This window comes from Lysobacterales bacterium (genome assembly GCA_016721845.1).
Classification (GTDB): Bacteria; Pseudomonadota; Gammaproteobacteria; order Xanthomonadales; family Ahniellaceae; genus JADKHK01.
The window spans coordinates 1,137,134-1,158,588 of record JADKHK010000013.1; the positions used below are offsets into that span (position 1 = coordinate 1,137,134).

Annotated in this window: 20 protein-coding genes; 12 read left to right on the plus strand and 8 right to left on the minus strand. The window is 64.0% G+C overall.

Translation table 11 applies throughout. The annotated features are described in order from the left end of the window. Positions 1-34: 34 nt before the first annotated feature. From IPP28_12525 to IPP28_12540, 4 genes are all read right to left on the minus strand, one after another. Positions 35-424: a CrcB family protein gene (locus IPP28_12525; GenBank protein MBL0041838.1), complete on the minus strand. Its 390-nt coding sequence runs from the start codon at positions 422-424 to the stop codon at positions 35-37. Beyond that, complete coding sequence (locus IPP28_12530) at positions 421-1,755, minus strand: replication-associated recombination protein A (GenBank protein MBL0041839.1); 1,335 nt, start codon at positions 1,753-1,755, stop codon at positions 421-423. Before IPP28_12530 ends, IPP28_12525 begins: the two co-directional genes overlap by 4 nt. 16 nt (positions 1,756-1,771) lie before the next feature. Continuing rightward, a complete protein-coding gene (gene lolA, locus IPP28_12535) occupies positions 1,772-2,410 on the minus strand; it encodes an outer membrane lipoprotein chaperone LolA (GenBank protein ID MBL0041840.1) in 639 nt (212 codons plus the stop codon). A 160-nt stretch (positions 2,411-2,570) separates the two neighbouring features. Then, positions 2,571-4,814, minus strand: coding sequence for a DNA translocase FtsK 4TM domain-containing protein (locus tag IPP28_12540; protein ID MBL0041841.1), 2,244 nt, complete (start codon positions 4,812-4,814; stop codon positions 2,571-2,573). A 220-nt stretch (positions 4,815-5,034) separates the two neighbouring features. Here IPP28_12540 and trxB point away from each other — a divergent pair, with 220 nt between their 5' ends. The 4 genes from trxB to infA all read left to right on the plus strand — a co-directional run bounded on the left by trxB (position 5,035) and on the right by infA (position 8,146). Next, on the plus strand, positions 5,035-5,994 hold the full coding sequence (gene trxB, locus IPP28_12545) for a thioredoxin-disulfide reductase (protein ID MBL0041842.1): 960 nt from the start codon (positions 5,035-5,037) through the stop codon (positions 5,992-5,994). Positions 5,995-6,018: 24 nt separating this feature from the next. Further along, the gene (locus tag IPP28_12550; GenBank protein ID MBL0041843.1) at positions 6,019-7,128 is read left to right on the plus strand and encodes an N-acetyltransferase; all 1,110 of its coding nucleotides are present in this window, start codon (positions 6,019-6,021) and stop codon (positions 7,126-7,128) included. After that, entirely contained in the window at positions 7,125-7,853 is a 729-nt protein-coding gene (locus IPP28_12555) for a leucyl/phenylalanyl-tRNA--protein transferase (GenBank protein ID MBL0041844.1), read from the plus strand. Before IPP28_12550 ends, IPP28_12555 begins: the two co-directional genes overlap by 4 nt. A gap of 74 nt (positions 7,854-7,927) precedes the next feature. Next, positions 7,928-8,146 (plus strand): translation initiation factor IF-1, encoded by a 219-nt coding sequence (infA, locus tag IPP28_12560; protein MBL0041845.1) that lies wholly within the window; start codon positions 7,928-7,930, stop codon positions 8,144-8,146. Positions 8,147-8,212: 66 nt separating this feature from the next. On the opposite strand, the gene clpA is transcribed toward infA, so the two are convergent. Both clpA and clpS read right to left on the minus strand, forming a co-directional pair. Next, entirely contained in the window at positions 8,213-10,504 is a 2,292-nt protein-coding gene (gene clpA / locus IPP28_12565; GenBank protein ID MBL0041846.1) for an ATP-dependent Clp protease ATP-binding subunit ClpA, read from the minus strand. Between the two features lie 10 nt (positions 10,505-10,514). Beyond that, positions 10,515-10,838, minus strand: coding sequence for an ATP-dependent Clp protease adapter ClpS (clpS, locus tag IPP28_12570; GenBank protein ID MBL0041847.1), 324 nt, complete (start codon positions 10,836-10,838; stop codon positions 10,515-10,517). Between the two features lie 142 nt (positions 10,839-10,980). On the opposite strand from clpS, the gene IPP28_12575 reads away from it, so the two are divergent. From IPP28_12575 to IPP28_12610, 8 genes are all read left to right on the plus strand, one after another. Beyond that, a complete protein-coding gene (locus IPP28_12575; protein ID MBL0041848.1) occupies positions 10,981-11,454 on the plus strand; it encodes an NUDIX hydrolase in 474 nt (157 codons plus the stop codon). Further along, positions 11,451-12,560, plus strand: a complete 1,110-nt coding sequence (gene mnmA, locus IPP28_12580; protein MBL0041849.1) for a tRNA 2-thiouridine(34) synthase MnmA — start codon at positions 11,451-11,453, stop codon at positions 12,558-12,560. Before IPP28_12575 ends, mnmA begins: the two co-directional genes overlap by 4 nt. Beyond that, complete coding sequence (gene hflD, locus IPP28_12585) at positions 12,557-13,165, plus strand: high frequency lysogenization protein HflD (protein ID MBL0041850.1); 609 nt, start codon at positions 12,557-12,559, stop codon at positions 13,163-13,165. The genes mnmA and hflD overlap by 4 nt, the downstream gene beginning before the upstream one ends. A gap of 116 nt (positions 13,166-13,281) precedes the next feature. Further along, the gene (gene acnA, locus IPP28_12590; protein MBL0041851.1) at positions 13,282-16,011 is read left to right on the plus strand and encodes an aconitate hydratase AcnA; all 2,730 of its coding nucleotides are present in this window, start codon (positions 13,282-13,284) and stop codon (positions 16,009-16,011) included. After that, on the plus strand, positions 15,995-17,758 hold the full coding sequence (locus tag IPP28_12595) for a hypothetical protein (GenBank protein ID MBL0041852.1): 1,764 nt from the start codon (positions 15,995-15,997) through the stop codon (positions 17,756-17,758). The genes acnA and IPP28_12595 overlap by 17 nt, the downstream gene beginning before the upstream one ends. Positions 17,759-17,974: 216 nt before the next feature. Beyond that, the gene (locus tag IPP28_12600) at positions 17,975-18,772 is read left to right on the plus strand and encodes a hypothetical protein (protein MBL0041853.1); all 798 of its coding nucleotides are present in this window, start codon (positions 17,975-17,977) and stop codon (positions 18,770-18,772) included. Then, positions 18,772-19,374: a hypothetical protein gene (locus tag IPP28_12605; protein ID MBL0041854.1), complete on the plus strand. Its 603-nt coding sequence runs from the start codon at positions 18,772-18,774 to the stop codon at positions 19,372-19,374. Before IPP28_12600 ends, IPP28_12605 begins: the two co-directional genes overlap by 1 nt. Positions 19,375-19,379: 5 nt before the next feature. Then, positions 19,380-20,051 carry a hypothetical protein gene (locus tag IPP28_12610; GenBank protein ID MBL0041855.1) on the plus strand — a complete coding sequence of 224 codons (672 nt, stop codon included), beginning with the start codon at positions 19,380-19,382 and terminating at the stop codon, positions 20,049-20,051. Between the two features lies 1 nt (position 20,052). On the opposite strand, the gene IPP28_12615 is transcribed toward IPP28_12610, so the two are convergent. Then, the gene (locus IPP28_12615; GenBank protein MBL0041856.1) at positions 20,053-20,862 is read right to left on the minus strand and encodes a hypothetical protein; all 810 of its coding nucleotides are present in this window, start codon (positions 20,860-20,862) and stop codon (positions 20,053-20,055) included. Between the two features lie 105 nt (positions 20,863-20,967). Continuing rightward, positions 20,968-21,336, minus strand: a complete 369-nt coding sequence (locus IPP28_12620) for a hypothetical protein (protein MBL0041857.1) — start codon at positions 21,334-21,336, stop codon at positions 20,968-20,970. Positions 21,337-21,455 lie beyond the last annotated feature (119 nt).

Genomic DNA, 21,455 nt, shown 5'->3' on the forward strand with positions numbered 1-21,455 from the left:
GCGCAGGAGGAAACTACGCCATCGAACGAAGCTGTCAATGGACGAAGGTCATCTGACCGAGTTTCCAGCCAACCGACACCGCCAGCACGCCGATGCCGACATGCGCCAGCATGGTCCATGCGAACAGGTCGATGCGGTTCGCGCGCAGCAACTGGAAACCTTCGACGCCGAGCGCCGAGAACGTCGTCAAGCCGCCGAGGAAGCCCACCATCAACAGGTTTCGCCACCACACCGCATCATGCAGCCGCGTGTCGAGCCAGACCAGCAGCAGGCCGGCCAGGAAACAACCGATCGCGTTGACCGCGAAGGTCGCCGCCGGCAAACCGTACCAACCGTGACGCACGAACAGCAGGTTGACGCCGTAGCGCGTGCTCGCACCCAGCGCACCGCCACCGGCGACCGCGAGCAGATTCGTCCAGCTCATCGCTGCACCGCCTTCGCGCGCTCGGCGCGGATCTGTTCGAGGCGTTCGCGGATACGTGCCTCGATGCCATTGCCGGTCGGCGCATACAACCGCCGTTCGCCCAGATCGTCCGGAAAGCAGCGCTGGTCATACGCGATGCCGCCTTCCACGTCCGGGTCATACTGATAATTGGCGCCGTAACCGAGTTCCTTCATCAGCTTCGTCGGCGCATTGCGCAACGCGACCGGCACCGGTAGCGAACCAGTGTCGGCGACCAGTTTCTTCGCGGCACCATAGGCTGAATAGGCGGCATTGCTCTTCGGCGCCATCGCGAGATAGACCGCGACCATGGCCAACGCGAGATCCCCCTCCGGACTGCCCTGCCGGTCGTAGGCTTCCCACGCCGCGATCGTCTTCTCCAGCGCGGAGGGATCGGCCAGCCCGACATCCTCGACCGCCATGCGGGTGAGCCGCCGCGCCAGATAGGCCGGGTCGCAGCCGCCGTCGAACATCCGCGCGATCCAGTACAGCGCAGCGTCCGGATTCGAATTGCGCACCGACTTGTGCAGCGCCGAGATCTGGTCGTAGAACGCTTCGCCGCCCTTGTCGAAGCGACGTACGCGATCGGCCAGCACCTGATCGAGTACGGTCGCTTCGATGCGTCCGTGCTCGGCCAGTTCGCCGGCGATTTCGAGCAGGGTCAGGCCGCGACGCACGTCGCCGTCGGCGGCACGCGCGATTTCCGTCAATGCCGCGTCGTCGATCTGCAGATCAAGTTCGCCGAGGCCGTGTTCGCGATCCGCGAGCGCGCGTCGCAACGCCGTCACGATGGCCTCGACCGAGACCATGTCGAGCACATGCACGCGGCAGCGCGACAGCAGCGCAGAGTTCAATTCGAACGACGGATTCTCGGTCGTCGCACCGACGAAGACGATGGTGCCGCGTTCGATGTGCGGCAGAAACGCGTCCTGCTGCGCCTTGTTGAAGCGATGCACCTCATCGACGAACAGGACCGTGCGTTTGCCCGCGGCGAAGTGCTGGGTCGCTTCGGCCAGCGCCGCGCGCACCTCCGCGAGACCGCCGAGCACGGCCGAAATCGACAGGAACTCGGCATCGGCATAACGCGCCAGCACCCGCGCCAGGCTGGTCTTGCCGCAACCCGGCGGCCCCCACAGGATCATCGAATGCACGCGCCCGGATTCGATCGCGCGCCGAAACGCCGTGCCCGGTGCCAGCAACCGGTCCTGCCCGACGAAATCGTCCAGCGACCGCGGCCGCATGCGCTCGGCCAGCGGTTTCAGGGTCTCGGGTTCGGGCAACAGATCGGGCTGCGGGCTTCGGCGTTTCGTCATCCGCCGAGTGTAATGCTCACTGCAATGGAATGGCCTGGGCGGGTTCGACCGCTTCGCCAATCACATCCACTCCGGCGGGTGGCACGAACTTGAAGGTGTCGACGGCGAGCGTCGGGTTGCGCAGCCACTTCGAGAACGCCCACTCGGTGCGATTGCCGAGCAGGTCCTCGAGCAGCATGCGTTGCGGACTGTTGCCGTCGAAGCCGATCTCGACACGCTTGAACGGCGGTTCCTTGGCACGCGACGTCAGGCCGAGCCAGGCGAGACCATCATGGTCCTTCAGGTTCTGCACGACGTAGTCGCGATCGAGTTGTGACAGGTCGACGAGCACGGTCAGCGGCGATTGCGACTCCTCAGTGCTCTGGTTGCGCACGGTGACCTGTTCGAGGTCTTCATCATGGATCCAGACGTTGTTGCCATCGGCCACGATCAGTTGCGGAAACGGGTCGTCGTACTGCCAGCGAAACTGGCGCGGCGCGGCCAGCGCCAAGGTGCCTCGCGATTCTTCCTGGACCTCGCCGTTCGCATCTGACGTGGTCTGCGTGAATTCGCCGCTGAGCGCGTTCAGGCCGTTGGCAAACGCTTCGAGGCGAGCGCGGGCATCGGCGGCCAGCACCGAGTTCGAGAGCAGCAGGGACAACAGAAACATTCTCATCGATAGGCTCCGAGGCGCTCGAGATCGCGGGGCGGAGCCCGCTCCCACAAAAGCCCGCCTCTACATGACGTCCAGACAAACTTCACCGGGAACTTGTGGGAGCGGGCTCCGCCCCGCGACGCAGATACTGCAGGCCAGGCGCTGAACCCGCGCTGGCGGCTCAATCCTTCGGTGGCGGCGGGGCCAGCACTTCGCGGTTGCCGTTGTGGCTGGGACCACTGACGATGCCGGCGGCTTCCATTTCCTCGATCAGGCGCGCGGCGCGGTTGTAGCCGATCTTGAGTCGACGCTGGACCCCGGAAATCGACGCGCGCCGCGACTCGGTGACGATGCGCACGGCCTGATCGTAAAGCGCGTCCGACTCGCCGCCCTCGCCTTCGGCATTCGCCTCCGGCAAGCCGGTCGCGCCGATCACCTGTCCGTCGCCGAGCATCTGGACCTCATCGAGCACGCCCGGGATGTAGTCAGGCTTGTTCGACATCGAGCGCAGGTGCTTGACGACGCGATGCACCTCGTCGTCGCTGACGAAAGCGCCGTGCACGCGTTCCGGCGTGGCGGTGCCTGGCGGCAGGTAGAGCATGTCACCGTGCCCAAGCAGTTGCTCCGCGCCACTCTGGTCGAGGATGGTCCGCGAGTCGATCTTGCTGGAGACCTGGAAGGCGATGCGGGTCGGGATATTGGCCTTGATCAGGCCGGTGATCACGTCGACCGATGGCCGCTGCGTCGCCAGGATCAGATGGATGCCGGCGGCGCGCGCCTTCTGCGCCAGGCGCGCGATCAGTTCCTCGACCTTCTTGCCGACGATCATCATCATGTCGGCGAACTCGTCGATGATGACGACGATATAGGGCAAGGTTTCCAATGCCTCCGCCGACAACTGCGGCATGTCCGGCACCGGCTTGAACAACGGATCGAGAATCGGATGACCGCTGTTTTCGGCATCCTGGATCTTCTTGTTGAAACCGCCCAGGTTGCGCACGCCGACCGCGCTCATCAGCTTGTAGCGGCGCTCCATTTCAGCCACGCACCAGCGCAGGCCATTCGCGGCCTCCTTCATGTCGGTCACGACCGGTGCCAACAAATGCGGAATGCCCTGATACACGGACAATTCCAGCATCTTCGGGTCGATCATCAGCATGCGCACGTCTTGCGCCGTGGCCTTGTACAACAGCGACAACACCATCGCGTTCAAGGCCACCGACTTGCCGGAGCCGGTGGTGCCGGCGACCAGCAGATGCGGCATCTTGGCCAGGTCGACCACGCTCGGTCGCCCGCCGATGTCCTTGCCGAGCGCCAGCGCCAGCGGCGAGGTCAGCTTGTCGTATTCCTTCGAGCGCAGGATTTCGGAGAGATAGACGATCTCGCGATTGACGTTCGGTATTTCGAGGCCGATCACCGACTTGCCGGGAATCACGTCGACCACGCGCACCGACTGCACGCTCAAGCCGCGCGCAATGTCCTTGTCGAGGTTGCTGATCTGGCCGCCACGCACGCCGGGCGCCGGTTGCATCTCGAACCGCGTGATCACCGGCCCCGGATAGGCGCCGACCACCTGGGCATCGATCTTGAAATCTCGCAACTTGAATTCGACCTGGCGCGACAGCGTCTCCAGCGTTTCCTCCGAATAGCCCTTCGGCTGCGGCTTCGGATCATCGAGCAGGGACAGCGGCGGCAATTCGCCGGCCGGCAACGAGGTGAACAGCGGAATCTGCAATTCGCGCTCGGCGCGTTCGCTTTTTTCGACCAGCGGTGTCGGCTGCTCGATCTTCAATGGCTCGCGTTTGGCCTGCTTGACCTTCTCGACCTTGCGGACCTCCTCGCGCTCTTCGCGCACCTCACGCACGGCACGGCGTTCCTCGCGGCCTTCCCAGAAGCTGCGCAGCGTCGCGATAGCACGCAAGACGGCGTCGCCGATCGCCTCCATCAGGCGGAACCAGGAAATGCCGGTGAACAGGGTGAGCATCACCAGGAAGACGGTGAACAGGAACAGGGTCGCACCCAGTTCGCCCGCGGCCGATCGCAGCAAATCGCCGAACAGGGCGCCGACCACGCCTCCGGCGTTCGCCGGCAAGGGCGACGCGGCTTCGAAGAAATGCAGATGGGCAAGCCCCGCGCCACTGGCGATCCAGCCCGCGGCGCCGAGCAGCAGCCACGCGGAATCGTGTTTCGTGCCGGGCAAGGCTGTTTCGTCGCGGATCAGGCGCCAGGCGATCGCGGCCAGCATCAGCGGGAATGCGAAGGCCATGCCGCCGAAGAAATACAGGCTGAGGTCGGCGATCCAGGCGCCGACGCTGCCGCCGAGGTTCTGGATCGGCGCATCCGAGCCGGCATGCGACCAGCCCGGATCGCCCGGTTGATAGGTGTAGAGGCAAACGCCGAGATAGACGATCAACGGGATCAGCATCAACACCGCGGCTTCGCGCAGGCGCTGTTCCCAAACGGATGGTTCGGCCTCGGCGGCCGGCTCCTTGCTGCGATTCGTCACGAGTTCCCGATGCGTTGGGGATCATGGCCGCGTCGACCGACGACCGCCATCATCCGAGCCTTGATATCGATGCCGCGCACCCGCATGCTGCAGGCTTGTCGCCGCACGCCGGCACCCGAACGTCACCACGGAATCATACATGAGCACTTCGAAGCACTGCCGCCTGCTGATCCTCGGCTCCGGACCGGCGGGCTACACCGCCGCCGTTTACGCCGCGCGCGCCAACCTGAAGCCGGTGCTGATCACCGGCATGGCGCAGGGCGGTCAGTTGATGACCACCACCGAGGTCGACAACTGGCCCGGCGATGCCCACGGACTGCTCGGTCCGGACCTGATGACGCGCATGCAGGCCCATGCCGAACGCTTCAACACCGAAATCATCTTCGACCACATCCACACTGCCGACCTGCAGACGCGTCCGTTCCGATTGATCGGCGACAATGGCGAATACACTGCAGACGCGCTGGTCATCGCGACCGGTGCGACCGCGAAGTACCTTGGACTGCCTTCAGAGGACGCCTTCAAGGGCAAGGGTGTTTCCGCCTGCGCCACCTGCGACGGCTTCTTCTACCGCGACCAGGACGTGGCCGTGATCGGTGGCGGCAACACCGCTGTCGAAGAAGCGCTGTACCTGTCGAACATCTGCCGCAAGGTGACGCTGGTCCATCGCCGCGACAAACTCAAGGCCGAGAAGATCCTGCAGGACAAGCTGTTCGAGAAAGCCGCGGCCGGCAAGATCGAACTGATCTGGGACCACACGCTGGACGAGGTCTTGGGCGACGATTCCGGCGTCACCGGCATGCGCATCCGCCATGTCGACCAGAACACGACGCGCGAGATGCCCTTGATGGGCGTGTTCATCGCCATCGGCCACTCGCCGAACACCCAGCTGTTCGACGGCCAGCTCGACATGAAGAACGGCTACCTGCGCGTGCGCACGGGCATTGACGGCGGTGCAACCGCGACCAGCATTCCCGGCGTGTTCGCGGCCGGCGATGTCGCCGACCAGGTCTATCGCCAGGCCATCACCTCGGCCGGCTTCGGCTGCATGGCCGCGCTCGACGCCGAGAAATATCTCGATCAGATCGGCCTGAGCTGAATCCGGCGTGTCCGTCGCCGTCCGCTGGCTCGATCGCATCGCGCCGTGCCGGCGGCGGAATGGGATGCGTTGCGCGGCGACGATCATCCCTTCGTCGCGCATGCCTTCCTCAATGCGATCGAACGATCCGGGAGCCTGCGCCGGGATCTCGGCTGGCGTGCCGAACACCTGACGCTGTGGCGCGACAGCGTCCTGGTCGCCGCGGCACCGGCGTATCGCAAAGCCAATTCGCACGGCGAGTTCGTGTTCGACTTCGCCTTCGCCGACGCCTACGAGCGATCAATCGGCGATTACTACCCGAAGCGGTTGGTCGCCGTGCCCTACTCGCCGGTGACCGGTCCGCGTCTGCTGGCGCGCACCGAAGCGGATCGCGCCGCATTGGCGGCGACGTTGGCCGACGACACGCGGGTACGCGGCTGGTCCTCGGCGCACGTGAATTTCCTTCCGGAGTCCGAATGCACCGCGTTCTCTGCCGAATGGCTGCCACGCTTCGACTGGCAGTTCCACTGGCATAACCGCGGCTATCGCGATTTCGACGACTTCCTCGATGCGCTGAATGCCAAGAAGCGCAAGAACATCCGCCAGGAACGTGCGCATCTGGTCCGCGATGGCTGGCGGTTCGAGCGGCGCTGCGGCCACGAACTCGACACGGCGCACATTGATTTCCTGCATCGTGCCTATGTGTCGACCTTCGCCGAGAAGGGCAATACCCCGGCGTTGACGCGCGACTTCTTCGAACGCATCTGCCGCACACTGCCGCGGCATACGTTGGCCGTGTTCGCCCATCGCGGCGATGCGCCGCTCGCTTGCGCGTTCATGTTGCAGGGTGCGTCGACGTTGTACGGCCGCTATTGGGGCTGTGTCGAGAACGCGCCCGGCTTGCACTTCGAGACTTGCTATTACCAGGGCATCGAGCACGCCATCGCGCAAGGTCTGCAGGTCTTCGAGCCCGGCGCCCAGGGCGAGCACAAGATCGCGCGCGGCTTCCTGCCGACACGCACGCATTCACGCCACTGGTTCGCACATCCCGGATTCCGCCTCGCGATCGCCGATTACCTGCAGCGCGAAGCCCGCGGACTCGAACGCTATCGCGAGGCGGTGTTGCGGCACTCACCCTATGGCCTTGATCGATGATCCGAATTCAGATCCTGCCGCGCACCCCGCTGCTGCCATTTCCGCCGGTCGAGCAGGCATTGGACGAACCCAACGGTCTGCTCTGCGCCGGCGGCGACCTGAGCTCGGAACGACTGCTGCTCGCCTACCGATCCGGCATCTTTCCGTGGTTCAACGAAGGCGAACCGATCCTGTGGTGGTCGCCGCAGCCGCGCGCGATCTTCGAACTCGACGTCACCCGCCCGAATTCGCGTTTCCGCCGCTTCGCCCGCACCTGCCGATGGACCGTGCGGGTCGATCAGGATTTCGCGGCCGTCATCGACGCCTGCGCGGCGCCGCGCGACTACGCCGACGGCACCTGGATCACTGCCGCGATGCGCGCCGCGTACCTGGACCTGCATCGGCTCGGTCATGCCCATTGCATCGGAGTCCTCGAGGACGACGAACTCGTCGGCGGCGTGTATGGTCTGGCAATCGGCCGCGTCTTCTTCGGCGAGTCGATGTTCTCGTGGCGCACGAATGCGTCGAAGATCGCGTTCTTCGCGCTGGCCAGGACCTTGTGCGAGGCCGGCTTTGTCTGGCTCGACGGACAGGTCGAATCCGGGCATCTCGCGCGGCTGGGGGCACGACCGCTCGAACGCGCACACTTTGTCGCCGGGCTGGATCGCCTGTGCCGGCAATTGCCCGAAAACCCGCGTTGGGCGGTCGATTTCGGGCTCAGAACCGCATCGGAACTGGCCCTCTGAATGGAGAAAACGTTGACACTCAGCCCTTCCGTGTCAGAATCCGCGCCCTTCGTTCACCCCTTTTGCTGGAACGCATGTCCAAAGACGATCAGATCGAGATGGAAGGCACGGTTGCCGAGACGCTGCCGAACACGATGTTCCGCGTCAAGCTCGACAACGGCCACATGATCACGGCGCACATCTCGGGACGCATGCGCAAGAACTACATCCGCATCCTGACCGGCGACAAGGTCAAGGTCGAGATGACGCCCTACGATTTGAGCAAGGGTCGCATCACTTACCGCATGAAGTGATGCCTGCCGTAACCGCATGCGAAAACGCCGCGATCACTCGCGGCGTTTTGCTTTTTGGCATCGGCGTCAGGACGTGACCTCGGCCGGTTCGGGCGGGGCCTTGGCCGGTTCCGGATAACAGTCGAGGACCAGCTTGTTGTCGCGCACACTGATGTCGACTCGGCCACCATCGACCAGCTTGCCGAACAGCAATTCGTCCGCGAGCGGACGCTTGATGCTGTCCTGGATGATGCGCGCCATCGGACGCGCGCCCATCATCGGATCGAAGCCGTTCTCGGCCAACCAGCGGCGTGCATCCGGCCCGGCCGACAGCGACACGTGCTTCTCGTGCAGCTGCGCTTCCAGTTCGATCAGGAACTTGTCGACCACCCGCAGCACATGTTCGATGTCGAGCGCCTTGAACTGGATGATGGCGTCGATGCGGTTGCGGAATTCCGGCGAGAACGCCTTCTTCAGGATTTCCATCGCATCGGTCGAATGGTCCTGATGGACGAAACCGATCGTCCGCCGCGCGGCCTGTGCGGCACCGACATTGGTGGTCATCACCAGCACCACGTTCTTGAAATTCGCCTCGCGGCCATTGGTGTCGGTCAAGGTGCCGCGGTCCATCACCTGCAGCAGGATATTGAACACATCGGGATGGGCCTTCTCGATCTCGTCGAGCAGCACCACCGCATGCGGATGCTTGACCACCGCCTCGGTCAGCAGACCACCCTGGTCGAAGCCGACATAGCCGGGAGGTGCACCGATCAGGCGCGACACCGAATGCGCCTCCATGTATTCGCTCATGTCGAAACGCACCAGTTCGATGCCAAGTTGCATCGCAAGCTGGCGCGTGACTTCGGTCTTGCCGACGCCGGTCGGCCCCGCGAACAGGAAGGCGCCGATCGGCTTGGCCGGATTGGCCAAACCCGATCGCGCCATCTTGATCGCCGCGGCGAGTGCGTCGATGGCCTCGTCCTGGCCAAACACGACCATCTTCAGGTTCCGGTCGAGGTTGCGCAGCACTTCGCGATCCGACACCGACACCTGCTTGGCCGGAATCCGCGCCATCTTCGAAATGATGTATTCGATCTCGGGCACATCGACCGTGGACTTGCGATCGGCTTCCGGCACCAGGCGCTGCCGTGCACCTGCCTCGTCAATGACGTCGATCGCCTTGTCCGGCAGCAGGCGGTCGCCGATATGCCGGACGGACAGATCCACCGCTGCCTTCAGCGCATCCGGGGTGTATTCGATCTGGTGGAATTCCTCGAAGCGCGACTTCAGGCCCTTCAGGATTTCCAGGGTGTCGGCAATGGTCGGTTCGACCACGTCGATCTTCTGGAATCGGCGCGCCAATGCCCGATCCTTCTCGAAGATCTGGCGGAACTCCTGAAACGTGGTCGAGCCGATGCACCGCATCTCGCCCGAGGTCAATGCCGGCTTGATCAGGTTCGACGCATCCATCGTTCCGCCCGAGGCCGAACCGGCGCCGATGATGGTGTGGATCTCGTCGATGAACAGGACCGCGTTCGGCTCCTTCTTCAACTCCGAAATCACGGCTTTCAATCGCTTCTCGAAATCGCCGCGATACTTGGTGCCCGCGACCAACGCGCCGAGGTCCAGCGAATAGATCACCGCGTCCTTGAGCACGGTCGGCACGCTGCCTTCGACGATGCGCCGGGCCAGGCCTTCGGCAATCGCGGTCTTGCCGACGCCGGCTTCGCCGACGAACAGCGGGTTGTTCTTGCGACGTCGACACAGGACCTGGATCGTGCGTTCGACCTCGTCCTGGCGACCGATCAGCGGATCGATCTTGCCGATGCGGGCCTGCTCGTTGAGATTGACCGTGAACTCGCCAAGCGGATTGCCCTTCGCCTCGTCGCCCCCCTCGCCTTCCTGCTTGGCGGCTTCGGCGGACTCGCCCGGCTTCGGCTCATGGCCGATCTTGGCGATCTTGTGCGAAATGAAGTTGACGACGTCGAGGCGCGAGATCTCCTGCTGGTTCAGGAAATACACCGCGTGCGAGTCTTTCTCGCCGAAGATCGCGACCAGCACATTGGCACCGGTCACTTCCGAACGACCGCTGGACTGCACGTGATACACGGCCCGTTGCAACACCCGCTGGAAACCGAGCGTCGGCTGGGTATCGCGGGTATCGCCGCTCGGCAATACCGGCACGGTCTCGGCGATGATGCTGCGGATATCGGCCGCGAGCTTCTTGAAATCGGCGCCACAGGCACGCAGGACACCAGCCGCAGACGGATTTTCTAGCAGCGCCAGCAACAGGTGCTCGACCGTCATGAACTCGTGTCGGCGTTCGCGCGCATCCTTGTAGCACTGCGCCAGGGTTTGCTCGAGATCCTTGCTGAACATGTTCGACTCCTCAGAGCTTTTCCATCGTGCACATCAACGGATGATGATGGCTGCGGGAAAACTCGTTGACCTGCGTCACTTTCGTTTCTGCCACTTCCCTCGTGAATACGCCGCATACGCCCTTGCCGCGAGTGTGCACGTGAAGCATCACCTGCGTCGCGCGCGCGTGGTCCATCGCGAAAAACATTTGCAAAACCGAGACCACGAATTCCATCGGGGTGTAGTCGTCGTTGAGCAAGGCGACCTGGTACATCGGCGGCTTCGCCACCTCGGGCCGGGCCTCCTCGACGACCGTGCCCTGCTGGCGATCGGTATCGGTGGGGGAAGTGGACATGTTGCGGATCGTGAACGTCATGGGCGAAGTATATGTCGCGCCCGTCAACGCGCACGCGCTCCGGAGATGGCCCCACGTGGTCCCGATTCAAGTGCATCGTGACGGCTGCGATAGAATCCCGGGCTTGATGCTGCGAACCCCCATGTCCGAACGTGAAATCTGGAAACCCGACGTCACTGTCGCCGCCATCGTCGAAGATGAGGGTCGATTCTTGTTCATCGAAGAACGAGTACGCGGCCAACTGGTGCTGAACCAGCCCGCCGGACACCTCGAGGCGGGCGAATCCCTGGTCGATGCCCTGGTCCGCGAGACGCTGGAAGAGAGCGGCTGGCGGGTGCAGCCGAGCGGACTCGTCGGCATCTACCTGTGGACCAGTCCGGTCGATGGCGTCAGCTTCATGCGCGTGACCCTGGCGGCGACGCCGCTCGGTCACGACGCCGGACGCCCCCTGGACCGCGGGATCGAGCGCGCGCTCTGGCTCAGCGCCGAGGAACTTGCGACCCATCCGGTCCCACATCGCAGCCCGATGGTGGCGCACAGCCTGCGCGACTACCTCGCAAACGGCGCCGGACCGATGGATCGGCTGCAGCATGTGCGGTTCCCGGTCGCACCATGAGCGGTGATCGCATCATGGTCGGCGTCTCCGGCGGCGTCGACTCGTCGGTGGCCGCGTTGCTGCTTCGGCAATCCGGCGCCGATGTCGCCGGCATGTTCATGAAGAACTGGGAAGACGAAGACGACGCACTCGGCCTCTGCCCGGCCGAGCAGGACGCACGCGACGCCGAGGCGGTCTGCAAGCACATCGGCCTCGCGTTCCATACCCGCAATTTCGCGGCCGAATACTGGGACGGCGTGTTCGAGACGTTCCTCGCCGAGTACCGCGCCGGACGCACGCCGAATCCGGACGTGCTCTGCAACCGCGAGATCAAGTTCAAGACCTTTCTCGAACACGCCGAAGATCTGGGTGCCGGGAAGATTGCGACCGGACACTACGCGCAGGTTGACGAGATCGACGGGCGTTTCCGTCTGCTGCGCGGCGCCGACCCGAACAAGGACCAGAGCTATTTCCTGCACTTGATCGGCCAGGCCGCGTTGTCGCGCACGCTGTTTCCGATTGGTCACCTGCCGAAGCCCGAGGTTCGGCGCATCGCCGAAGCCGCCGGGCTGCCGACCTTCGCGAAGAAGGACTCGACCGGCATCTGCTTCATCGGCGAGCGCCGCTTCCGGGAATTCCTGTCGCGCTACCTCGCGGCCCAGACCGGTGCCATCGAAACCCCCGAGGGCCAACGCATCGGCCAGCACCAAGGCGTTTGCTACTACACCATCGGGCAACGCGAAGGGCTCGGCATCGGGGGCGTGCGCGGCTTTCCGGAGGCACCCTGGTTCGTGGTCGGCAAGGACATCGTTCGCAATGTGCTGGTCGCGGTGCAGGGCACGGCGCATCCGCTGCTGTTCTCGACCCGACTGGCAGCGCACTCGCCGAGTTGGGTTTCCGGCACGATACCGGGCACGTCATTCCGATGCAGCGCCAAGACCCGCTATCGCCAACCCGACCAGGACTGCACCGTCGACCTTCGTGACGACGGCACGCTCGCGGTTCAGTTCGCGCAGCCGCAGCGCGCGGTCACGCCGGGCCAGTCCGTCGTGTTCTATCGCGATGACGAATGTCTCGGCGGCGCCGTGATCGCAGCGACGGACGCCGCTTACGGTGGCCTGGCATGAACGCCGATCGCGAGCAGGTCATCGCTTTCGCCGCGATGTTCCAGGCACTGCATGGCGTGCAGCAACTCGCCGAGACCGGTCGTTGCGACGGCGACGAGAGCGAGGTCGTGATCGATGCCATCTTCGCGATCGACAGCACCGATGCCGAGACGCTGTACCCACCTGCGCGCATCGGCACCGGCTTGAAGATCGCCGCTCGGCAGCTCGACCGCAATCCCGGCGATGCGGTGATGCGCATGGGCATCACGGTGCTTCGACTGGAACGCCGGCTGATGACGAATGCCAAACTGGCCGCAGAACTGCGCGGGCGCATCGACGACATCGAACGGGCCCGCGCCGCATTCGGCGGCCAGCACGACAACGTGCGTGCGCGGCTGTCCGAGGCCTATCTGCAGACCGTCAGCAACCTGCAGCCGCGGGTGATGGTGCACGGCACGCCCTTGCATCTGCAGCAGGAGCGCACGGTCCAGCACGTCCGCGCCTTGCTGCTCGCAGCCATCCGGGCAGCCGCGATGTGGCGCCATGTCGGCGGCAATGGCTGGCGATTGTTCTGGCGCCGCAGGAATTGGCTGGCGATGGCACGCACGCTCGGCGGACCGGACTGAAGTCACATACGCCGGCGTTTGGCGGCCGCAGCGCTTTCGCGCGATAATCGTGCGCCTTTGGCGTTGGAACATCTCGGCGCCCTCCCCGCAACCTTCTGTTCCGCAAAGGAAACACCATGCGCGATACCTTCTCGGTGCTCGATACGCTGAGCCTCAACGGCAAGAACTACCGCTACTACTCGCTGGCGAAATTCGGGCAGAAGCACGACATCAAGCGCCTGCCGTTCTCGATGAAGATCGTGCTCGAGAACCTGTTGCGCTTCGAAGACGGCGTCAACGTGACGATGAAGGAAGTCGAGGCGGTCGCGAACTGGGTGGCCAAGGCCGAGCCAGACACCGAAATCAGCTTCATGCCGGCACGCGTGGTGCTGCAGGATTTCACCGGCGTGCCCTGCGTGGTCGATCTCGCCGCGATGCGTGACGCGGTGACCAAGCTCGGCGGCAAGCCCGAGCAGATCAATCCGCTGATCCCGTCGGAGCTGGTCATCGACCATTCGGTCCAGGTCGACAAGTTCGGCACGAAGACGTCGGTCGACGAGAACGTCGAGATCGAATTCGGCCGCAACGGCGAACGTTATTCCTTCCTGCGCTGGGGCCAGAAGGCCTTTCGCAACTTCAAGGTGGTGCCGCCGCGTACCGGCATCGTGCACCAGGTCAATCTGGAGCATCTCGCCCGTGTCGTCATGACCAAGGACGAACACGGCGAAACTTTCGCCTTCCCGGATACCGTCTACGGCACCGATTCGCACACCACGATGATCAATGGCATCGGCGTGCTCGGCTGGGGCGTCGGCGGCATTGAGGCCGAGGCCGCGATGCTCGGCCAGCCTTCATCGATGCTGATCCCGCAGGTCGTGGGCTTCAAGTTGACCGGCAAACTGCCGGAAGGCGCGACAGCCACCGACCTCGTGCTCACCGTCACCCAAATGTTGCGCAAGCACGGCGTTGTCGGCAAGTTCGTCGAATTCTTCGGCCCGGGCCTCGACCATCTGGCGCTCGCCGATCGCGCGACGATCGCCAACATGGCGCCCGAATACGGCGCGACCTGCGGCATCTTCCCGATCGACGGCGAAGCGCTGAACTACCTGCGCCTGTCCGGTCGCAGCGACGACCAGATCGCACTGGTCGAAGCCTATGCCAAGGCCCAGGGCCTGTGGCGTGATGCGGCTGCGCCGGATGCCGACTACAGCGCCGTGCTCGAACTCGACATGGCCACGGTCAAGCCTTCGTTGGCCGGCCCGAAGCGCCCGCAGGATCGTGTCCTGCTGTCCGACATGCAGAAGAACTTCCGCGACAACCTCGGTGGCCTGGTCGGCAATCGCAAGCCGCGCGATACCTCGCTCGATCGCTTCGCCAACGAAGGCGGCGACACTGCGGTCGGTCACGATGCATCTGCGGCTGCGAAGTCCTCGATCAACGGCGAAGACTTCGTGCTCCGAGACGGCGCGGTCGTGATCGCGGCGATCACTTCCTGCACCAACACATCGAATCCGGCAGTCATGCTCGGCGCCGGTCTGCTCGCGCAGAAGGCCGTTGCCCGGGGGCTCAAGGTGAAGCCCTGGGTCAAGCCCTCGCTCGGACCGGGCTCGCTGGTGGTCACCGACTACCTGAAGAAAGCCGGTGTGATCGAAGCACTCGAAGCACTGAAGTTCAACGTCGTCGGCTACGGCTGCACCACCTGCATCGGCAACTCCGGCCCGCTGCCGTCCGAAGTGAGCAAGGCCATCGCCGACGGCAGCCTCGTGGTCGCATCGGTGCTGTCCGGCAACCGCAACTTCGAAGGTCGCGTGCATTCCGAAGTGAAGATGAACTACCTGGCCTCGCCACCGCTGGTGGTCGCCTATGCGATTGCCGGCACCGTCGACATCGACCTGACGAAGGACGCGCTCGGCACTGACACCAACGGCCATCCGGTCTACCTGCGCGACATCTGGCCGAGCAACAAGGAAATTTCCGACGCGATTCTCGCCACCATCGGTCCGGACATGTTCCACAAGAACTACGCCGATGTATTCAAGGGCGACAGCCGCTGGAACGCCGTGCAAAGCCCGGAGGGCGATCTTTATCGCTGGGACGAGTCGACCTACATCAAGCATCCGCCCTACTTCGAAGGCATGACCATGGCGGTCGGCAAGATCCACGACATCCACGGTGCGCGCGTGCTCGGCGTGTTCGGAGATTCGATCACCACCGACCACATCTCGCCCGCCGGCGACATCAAGGCGACCTCACCCGCAGGCGCCTTCCTGCAGGGCCGCGGCGTGGTCAAGGCCGACTTCAACTCGTATGGCGCGCGTCGCGGCAACGACGACGTGATGGTGCGCGGCACCTTCGCCAACATCCGCATCAAGAACCTGATGCTCGGTGGCGAGGAAGGCGGCAACACGATTCACGTTCCAACGGGCGACAAGCTCTCGATCTACGATGCGGCCATGCGTTACAAAACCGATGCCACGCCGCTGGTGGTCATCGCCGGCAAGGAATACGGTACGGGCTCGTCGCGTGACTGGGCGGCCAAGGGCACGATGCTGCTCGGCGTCAAGGCGGTCATCGCCGAAAGCTTCGAACGCATCCACCGCTCGAACCTGGTCGGCATGGGCGTGCTGCCGCTGCAGTTCATGGACGGCCAGAACGCGCAGACGCTCGGCCTGACCGGCAAGGAATCCTTCGAGATCGCCGGCCTCAACGACGGCGCCGCAAAGGAAATCGAAGTCGTCGCCAAGGGTGATGGTGCCGACAAGCGCTTCAAGGTCAAGGTGCTGTTGGCAACCCCGAAGGAAGTCGAGTTCTACCGCCACGGCGGCTTGCTCCACTACGTCCTGCGCCAGCTTGCCAAAGCCGCCTAACCCGCGCGCCAACGCGAAGACAAAAAGGCCGCCGAGAGGCGGCCTTTTTGTTTCAAATCGTCGAACGGCGTCGCTAGGTATGGCGATCACTCGATCATTCGTGCAGTCTACGATCGTTGTCGTGAAAAAGAGCATTCCGATGTCGTCATCGATCGCACGAACGCTGGTCGCCGTCATGCTGACCGTCACGCTGTCAATCGAGTCGGCAGCCGCCCAGGAGTTCGAACTGTCGACACAGTCCGTCGTCGCCTCGGGCAGCAGCACCGCCAATGCGGCGAGCACGACCCACTCGGTCTCCAGTGATGGTCGATGGGTCTTGATCGGAAGCACGGCGACCAACCTGGTGACCGGTCAGTCCGATACCAGCAACTCGGCCGACGTATTCCTGCGCGACCGCACCACAGGGACAACCATTCTGGTATCGCGTGCCGCCGGAACGACCACGACGACTGCGAACGGGGAATCTTTTCCGCGCGCCGTCAGCGACGACGGTCGCTACGTCGTCTTTCTCACGCTCGCCACGAACCTCGTCGCCGGCGTGACGGACAACAACAGTGCTTGCGATATTTATCTGTTCGACCGTCAGAACGGGACGAACAGACTCGTGTCGCATGCGGCTGCTTCGACCCTGCAAACCGGCAATGCCAGTTCGTTTGCTTTCGACCCAACGGCGATCGACGCGACTGGCGTCGTGGTCGTTTTCCATTCGTACGCCACCGATCTCGTAGCCGGTCTGCAGGACACCAACGGCGACGCCGACATCTTTCTGTTCGACACCAGCACGAATACGCGCACACTGGTATCGCGCTCGGCCAGCAATCCGGCGTCGACCAGCACAAATTCTTCGCTGCCGATGCAGATCAGTCCGGGTGGACGCTACGTCCTGTTCATTAGCAGTGCTTCAGACCTCGTTGCCGGCGTCACCGATACCAACGGCACCTTCGACGCCTTTCTGTTCGATCGGCAGAGCAGCACCAGCGAGTTACTGTCATCCGCCGCCGGGCAGCCCAACCAGGCGGCGAACAGTCAATTGAACAACGCGGTCATGAGCCTTGACGCACGCTGGGTGGTGATGAACACACGCGCCACCAACATGATCGCGGGCCAAGTCGACGGCGTCGGCACCGATGATGTGTTCCTGCTCGATCGAAGTACAGGATCGCGACGCCTGCTCTCGGGCGTCAACGGCTCGCAGACCACGACGATGGGTGCGCTCCAGACGGTGACGCCGAGGCAATTGTCCGCCGACGGTCGCTTTTTCGTGATCAGCACCCAAGGTACCAATCTGGTGGCCGGCGTGACCGACAACAACAGCGCCAATGACCTGTACCTGTTTGACCGAATCGCCGGCAGCACGAGCTTGATCTCGGGAGCCAACGGGTCGACCACGGTCACGGCGTCCGGACTGTCGCGAGCGGCACGGCTTAGCCAAGACGGCGCCTGGTTGATGTTCACTTCGCAGGGCACGAATCTGAAAGCCGGGTTGCAAGATACCAATGGAGGCGAAGACGTATTCATGCTCGAAACGGGCTCACGCCAGCTCACCGCCCTCAGTGTTGCTTCTGCACCGCCCGAGACCGCCGCGAACGGCTCAAGCGCCGGCGTGGCGATGAATGCCGACGGCTCTGTCCTGGTGCTGGACAGCACCGCCACCAATCTGCCGAACACACCGACCGACGCCAACCTCGCAACGGACGTTTTCGCCGTGAAGCACCGGCGCAATGTGTTCGGCGACGGGTTCGAATGATGTGACATGTCCTTCAGCGGGGACGGATTGGCGGACGGCCAAGTTCGCGACAGATCGTTGAAACGAGCGGTCGATCACGCCGATCGGTACATCGGCCGGTCGCATTGCTCCGATACAATTTGTAACTCGTCATCCTCAAGGCGCTCCCTGATGAATTTGAAGTTCCTGATCCCGGTGCTCCTGGCCGCGAGCCTTTGTTGCGCAGCAGATCATTCCATGGCGGCCGCCCCGATCGCCCCAGGCGACCTGATGCTTGTCATCGGCGCCAAGAACGACGAAGCGACGAAGGCAGCCGCGGCTCGCATCCAGTCGGCGGCCGACGCGGGCAATTCGTTTGCGATGTACGACGTCGGTTCGCTGCATCGCCAGTCGAGTCGCAAGGGCGCGGCCGTGTTTGCCTATGACCCGGGCAAGGCCCTTAAATGGCTGACACGCGCGTTCGACGGCGGGCGCCTGACCGCGGCCTACAAGGTCGCGCTGACCTATGCCGCCATCGGCGACGACATGGAGGCGATGGGCTGGGCGCAGGTGTATACGCATTTTGTTCGACCGACCGAAAAGCGGAGCGGTCGGCAAATCCAGTTTCGACTGGCCCTGCTCAACGACTTGTATGCGCGCATCGGGCGTGATCGCGAAGACGCCATCGAGTCGCGACTGATGACCTTGCTCGACAAGCACGGACCCAGCTACGAAGCGGGCGTTCGGCGGAACGAACCTCGACATCCGGACTGGATCGACGACGAGGACGACTGCAAGCTGACCGAACTGCCCATTCGCCACAACGAACCGGTTCGCCAGCCAGTCGATGGACTGGTCGAATACCTCGTGGAAATCGATACGCAAGGCCGACCTGGCGCGTTCGTGGCACTGGATTCCGCGCCCCAGGCCATGATCGAACGCGACCTGCGCGACCTTGTGCAGCGTCTCGACTGCAAACCGCAGCGCCGCACGCGGTATGCGTTCCAGAACTTCCAGCTACAGTACGGCTCGAGGTTGCGACTGGAATCGGATTGATGGGACGACGCGTCGTCATCGCGGCGATCTTGCTGCTCGGTATTCATCAGGCTTGGGATCTTTACGCGCATCGACCGCTGGCCCGTCCGCCGGGCGTGCTGGTCACGAACGAACCACAGCAACGCGAACCGGCCCGCTCGGCGCCGATCGTGCGCGACGATTTCACGCTGCAGCCGCTTGCGGATTTCGAATTCGAGGCGCGTGTGCTGCTGGTCTCGCGCTATCGCTGGGATGCCGAATCGGCGCTGGCCCCGTACGATCTCGGCATCGGCTGGGGGCGCATGTCCGACACCGCCGTGATCGATCGACTCGCGCTGTCGCAATCCGCACGATTCCTGTCCTGGCGCTGGCAGGACGCGCCGCCCATTCCGGCCGATGAAATCACGCGCTCGGCCGCGAACGTGCACGTGATCCCTGCGAACGCGATGATCGCGCGACAGATTGCCGGACTGCGCAGCGGACAACGCGTGCACGCCCGGGGCGTGTTGGTGGAAGCCAGCCGCAGCGATGGCTGGCGCTGGCGCAGTTCGCTCCGCCGTGACGATGGCGGGCATGGCGCCTGCGAATTGATGTACGTCGAATCACTCGATGTCGAGGACTGAACGCGATGCTGGACCTGGTGCTGCGCTATTCCCTGACCTTCGTCCTGCACGCTGCACTCGGCGCAGCCTCCGTGCTAGCTGTTGCGTGGTTGCTCTACCGCATCGGCCGCCACTTCGGCTGGCAGCAGCGCGGTGACCGTGGACCACGCTGGCTGGCGACGGTCCTGCGCGTGTTCGGCATAGTGATGCTGGTCGTCGCCACGACCACGACGGGCTTGCAGACCGGCAGTATCCAGGTTTTGGCGCAAGCAGTGGAACAGGGTGCGCAGGAACTGGTTCTGGGGGCGGCCATGGAAGCGGGCAAGCCGCTCGGGATCCACTCCGCCGACCAGAAACTCACGATCGCCGACGCCGAACGGCTGATCACGCGATGGGCACCCGCGCTGGCCGAACGCAGTCGCGATGCGCTCACCACACATCCCTGGTGGCAGCGGGCCGGCAACTTCTGGCAGGCCATTCCGGGTGTGCTGCGCGGCTGGATCGCGCACCAGGGTCCGCACACCGAAACCACGCCACGCGAACTGGTGGCTTATGTCTGGCGCAATGCCGCCGCTCCGGCAGTGGCTTCGGCAAAATGGCAGGCGCTGGTCTTCGCCTATGGCATCGGCGCATTGATCGTCGCCACGGTCGCGCTGATCGAATGGTTATGGCTGGCGTGGACGCGACGACCGGGCTGAATCATCTCTTGCCGAGATGTCGCGCCAGCCAGTCGCGCTCCTGTGCCATCAGCCACAAACCGAATGCCGCCAGCAATCCGATCACCAGCGTTGCGCCATTCACGAACACCATCAGCTTGCCCATCGCATCCGGCATTTCGCTGAAGAACATGAACGCGATGATGACGAAGAACAGGCCGAGACCGCGCCCGCCGGCCTGGTAGTCGATCTCCGCATCGCGCGCACGGCCCAGGGTCGCCAGCGTGGCGATCATTGCGACCAGCGGCGTCGCGGCCACCACCAGCAATGCCCGCTGCAACGCGATGTCGCTGCGCACCAGCGCAATCACGTCGAGCTCCTGGTGACGGAACCAGAGCGCGAACAGGAACGTGGCGATCAGTCCGAAACCCAGGTCGAACGCCAAGCCGGTGCCGGGACGATAGACCTGCGTGGCTTCCTCGCGAATGCGGTTCTCGTTCTTCTGCATCGCCGTCACCATGTGCCAGACGAACTGGTCGTCGCTGAAGGATTCCAGTTGGCGGATCAAGCGTTGCCGCGCAAACACCCACTTGACGAGGTCGGAGAAGATGCCGACTGCGACACCGGCGAGCCAGACGACCAGCAATGATGCAGCCGGCCAGTGCCAGACATACAGGCCAAACAGGCCGATGCCACCGATGACCAGCCACTGCAGCATGGACATCGCCTGTGCACGCAGCCGCGACGGAGATCGACGCGCGAGTGCAGCGGGGGCGCAGACATCGAAGCGCTTTCGCATCGCCGCATCGATCTCGATGTAGCGGATCCCGTTGCCCGCATTCGCCATAGCCATCACCCACTTTCCCGGACGATCCGATGATAGGCGGGTTGGCCGGCCAGCGCCGGTTCGTCACCGGCGCGGCCGGAGCCGGCCGTCCGTGGCCACGCCCGAGCTCACTCAGCGCGAGGCAACGCGATCCCACGCGTCGCGAACGGCGCTGCGTGCACGTGACCAGGGAAAGTCAAAGTTGGCCGGGTCGATGTCCCAGGTGGTCTTGAGTTCCTGCGCAACATCGATCCAGGCCGCCTTGGGGTGCCGCATGCGCGCCATCCAGCCATGGCGATACGCTGCCCGGAAGCGCGAATAGTCCTCGCCCGGTGAGACATAGGGCTGGGCCGCGTAGTGCTTCGCCCAATAGGCTTCCTCGGCCACCGGATCGATCTCGGACGCCAGCGCGGGCAAGCGCTGGGTAATCGGCAATGTCTCGGTGACATCGACGGCTTCGGGATGATCAAGCACGAACTGCGCAAATTCGACGATGGTCATGGTCTACCTCCTGGCTGGGCCATCGCTCGCGAATGCGAAGCGATGCAGAGGAGGCGCAGGACGCATGCCATCAACAATAACATTGGGTTTCAAATACTTGGCGCACGCGACTGAGTGCC

Excerpts from the sequence above, each read along its gene's own strand:
- IPP28_12525 (MBL0041838.1), bottom strand. The coding sequence starts at position 424 with ATGAGCTGGACGAATCTGCTCGCGGTCGCCGGTGGCGGTGCGCTGGGT.
- infA (MBL0041845.1), top strand. The coding sequence starts at position 7,928 with ATGTCCAAAGACGATCAGATCGAGATGGAAGGCACGGTTGCCGAGACG.
- acnA (MBL0041851.1), top strand. The coding sequence starts at position 13,282 with ATGCGCGATACCTTCTCGGTGCTCGATACGCTGAGCCTCAACGGCAAG.
- IPP28_12575 (MBL0041848.1), top strand. The coding sequence starts at position 10,981 with ATGTCCGAACGTGAAATCTGGAAACCCGACGTCACTGTCGCCGCCATC.
- trxB (MBL0041842.1), top strand. The coding sequence starts at position 5,035 with ATGAGCACTTCGAAGCACTGCCGCCTGCTGATCCTCGGCTCCGGACCG.
- IPP28_12600 (MBL0041853.1), top strand. The coding sequence starts at position 17,975 with ATGGCGGCCGCCCCGATCGCCCCAGGCGACCTGATGCTTGTCATCGGC.
- IPP28_12610 (MBL0041855.1), top strand. The coding sequence starts at position 19,380 with ATGCTGGACCTGGTGCTGCGCTATTCCCTGACCTTCGTCCTGCACGCT.
- IPP28_12555 (MBL0041844.1), top strand. The coding sequence starts at position 7,125 with ATGATCCGAATTCAGATCCTGCCGCGCACCCCGCTGCTGCCATTTCCG.
- IPP28_12530 (MBL0041839.1), bottom strand. The coding sequence starts at position 1,755 with ATGACGAAACGCCGAAGCCCGCAGCCCGATCTGTTGCCCGAACCCGAG.
- clpA (MBL0041846.1), bottom strand. The coding sequence starts at position 10,504 with ATGTTCAGCAAGGATCTCGAGCAAACCCTGGCGCAGTGCTACAAGGAT.
- hflD (MBL0041850.1), top strand. The coding sequence starts at position 12,557 with ATGAACGCCGATCGCGAGCAGGTCATCGCTTTCGCCGCGATGTTCCAG.
- IPP28_12540 (MBL0041841.1), bottom strand. The coding sequence starts at position 4,814 with ATGCTGATCCCGTTGATCGTCTATCTCGGCGTTTGCCTCTACACCTAT.
- IPP28_12620 (MBL0041857.1), bottom strand. The coding sequence starts at position 21,336 with ATGACCATCGTCGAATTTGCGCAGTTCGTGCTTGATCATCCCGAAGCC.
- mnmA (MBL0041849.1), top strand. The coding sequence starts at position 11,451 with ATGAGCGGTGATCGCATCATGGTCGGCGTCTCCGGCGGCGTCGACTCG.
- lolA (MBL0041840.1), bottom strand. The coding sequence starts at position 2,410 with ATGAGAATGTTTCTGTTGTCCCTGCTGCTCTCGAACTCGGTGCTGGCC.
- IPP28_12605 (MBL0041854.1), top strand. The coding sequence starts at position 18,772 with ATGGGACGACGCGTCGTCATCGCGGCGATCTTGCTGCTCGGTATTCAT.
- clpS (MBL0041847.1), bottom strand. The coding sequence starts at position 10,838 with ATGTCCACTTCCCCCACCGATACCGATCGCCAGCAGGGCACGGTCGTC.
- IPP28_12615 (MBL0041856.1), bottom strand. The coding sequence starts at position 20,862 with ATGGCTATGGCGAATGCGGGCAACGGGATCCGCTACATCGAGATCGAT.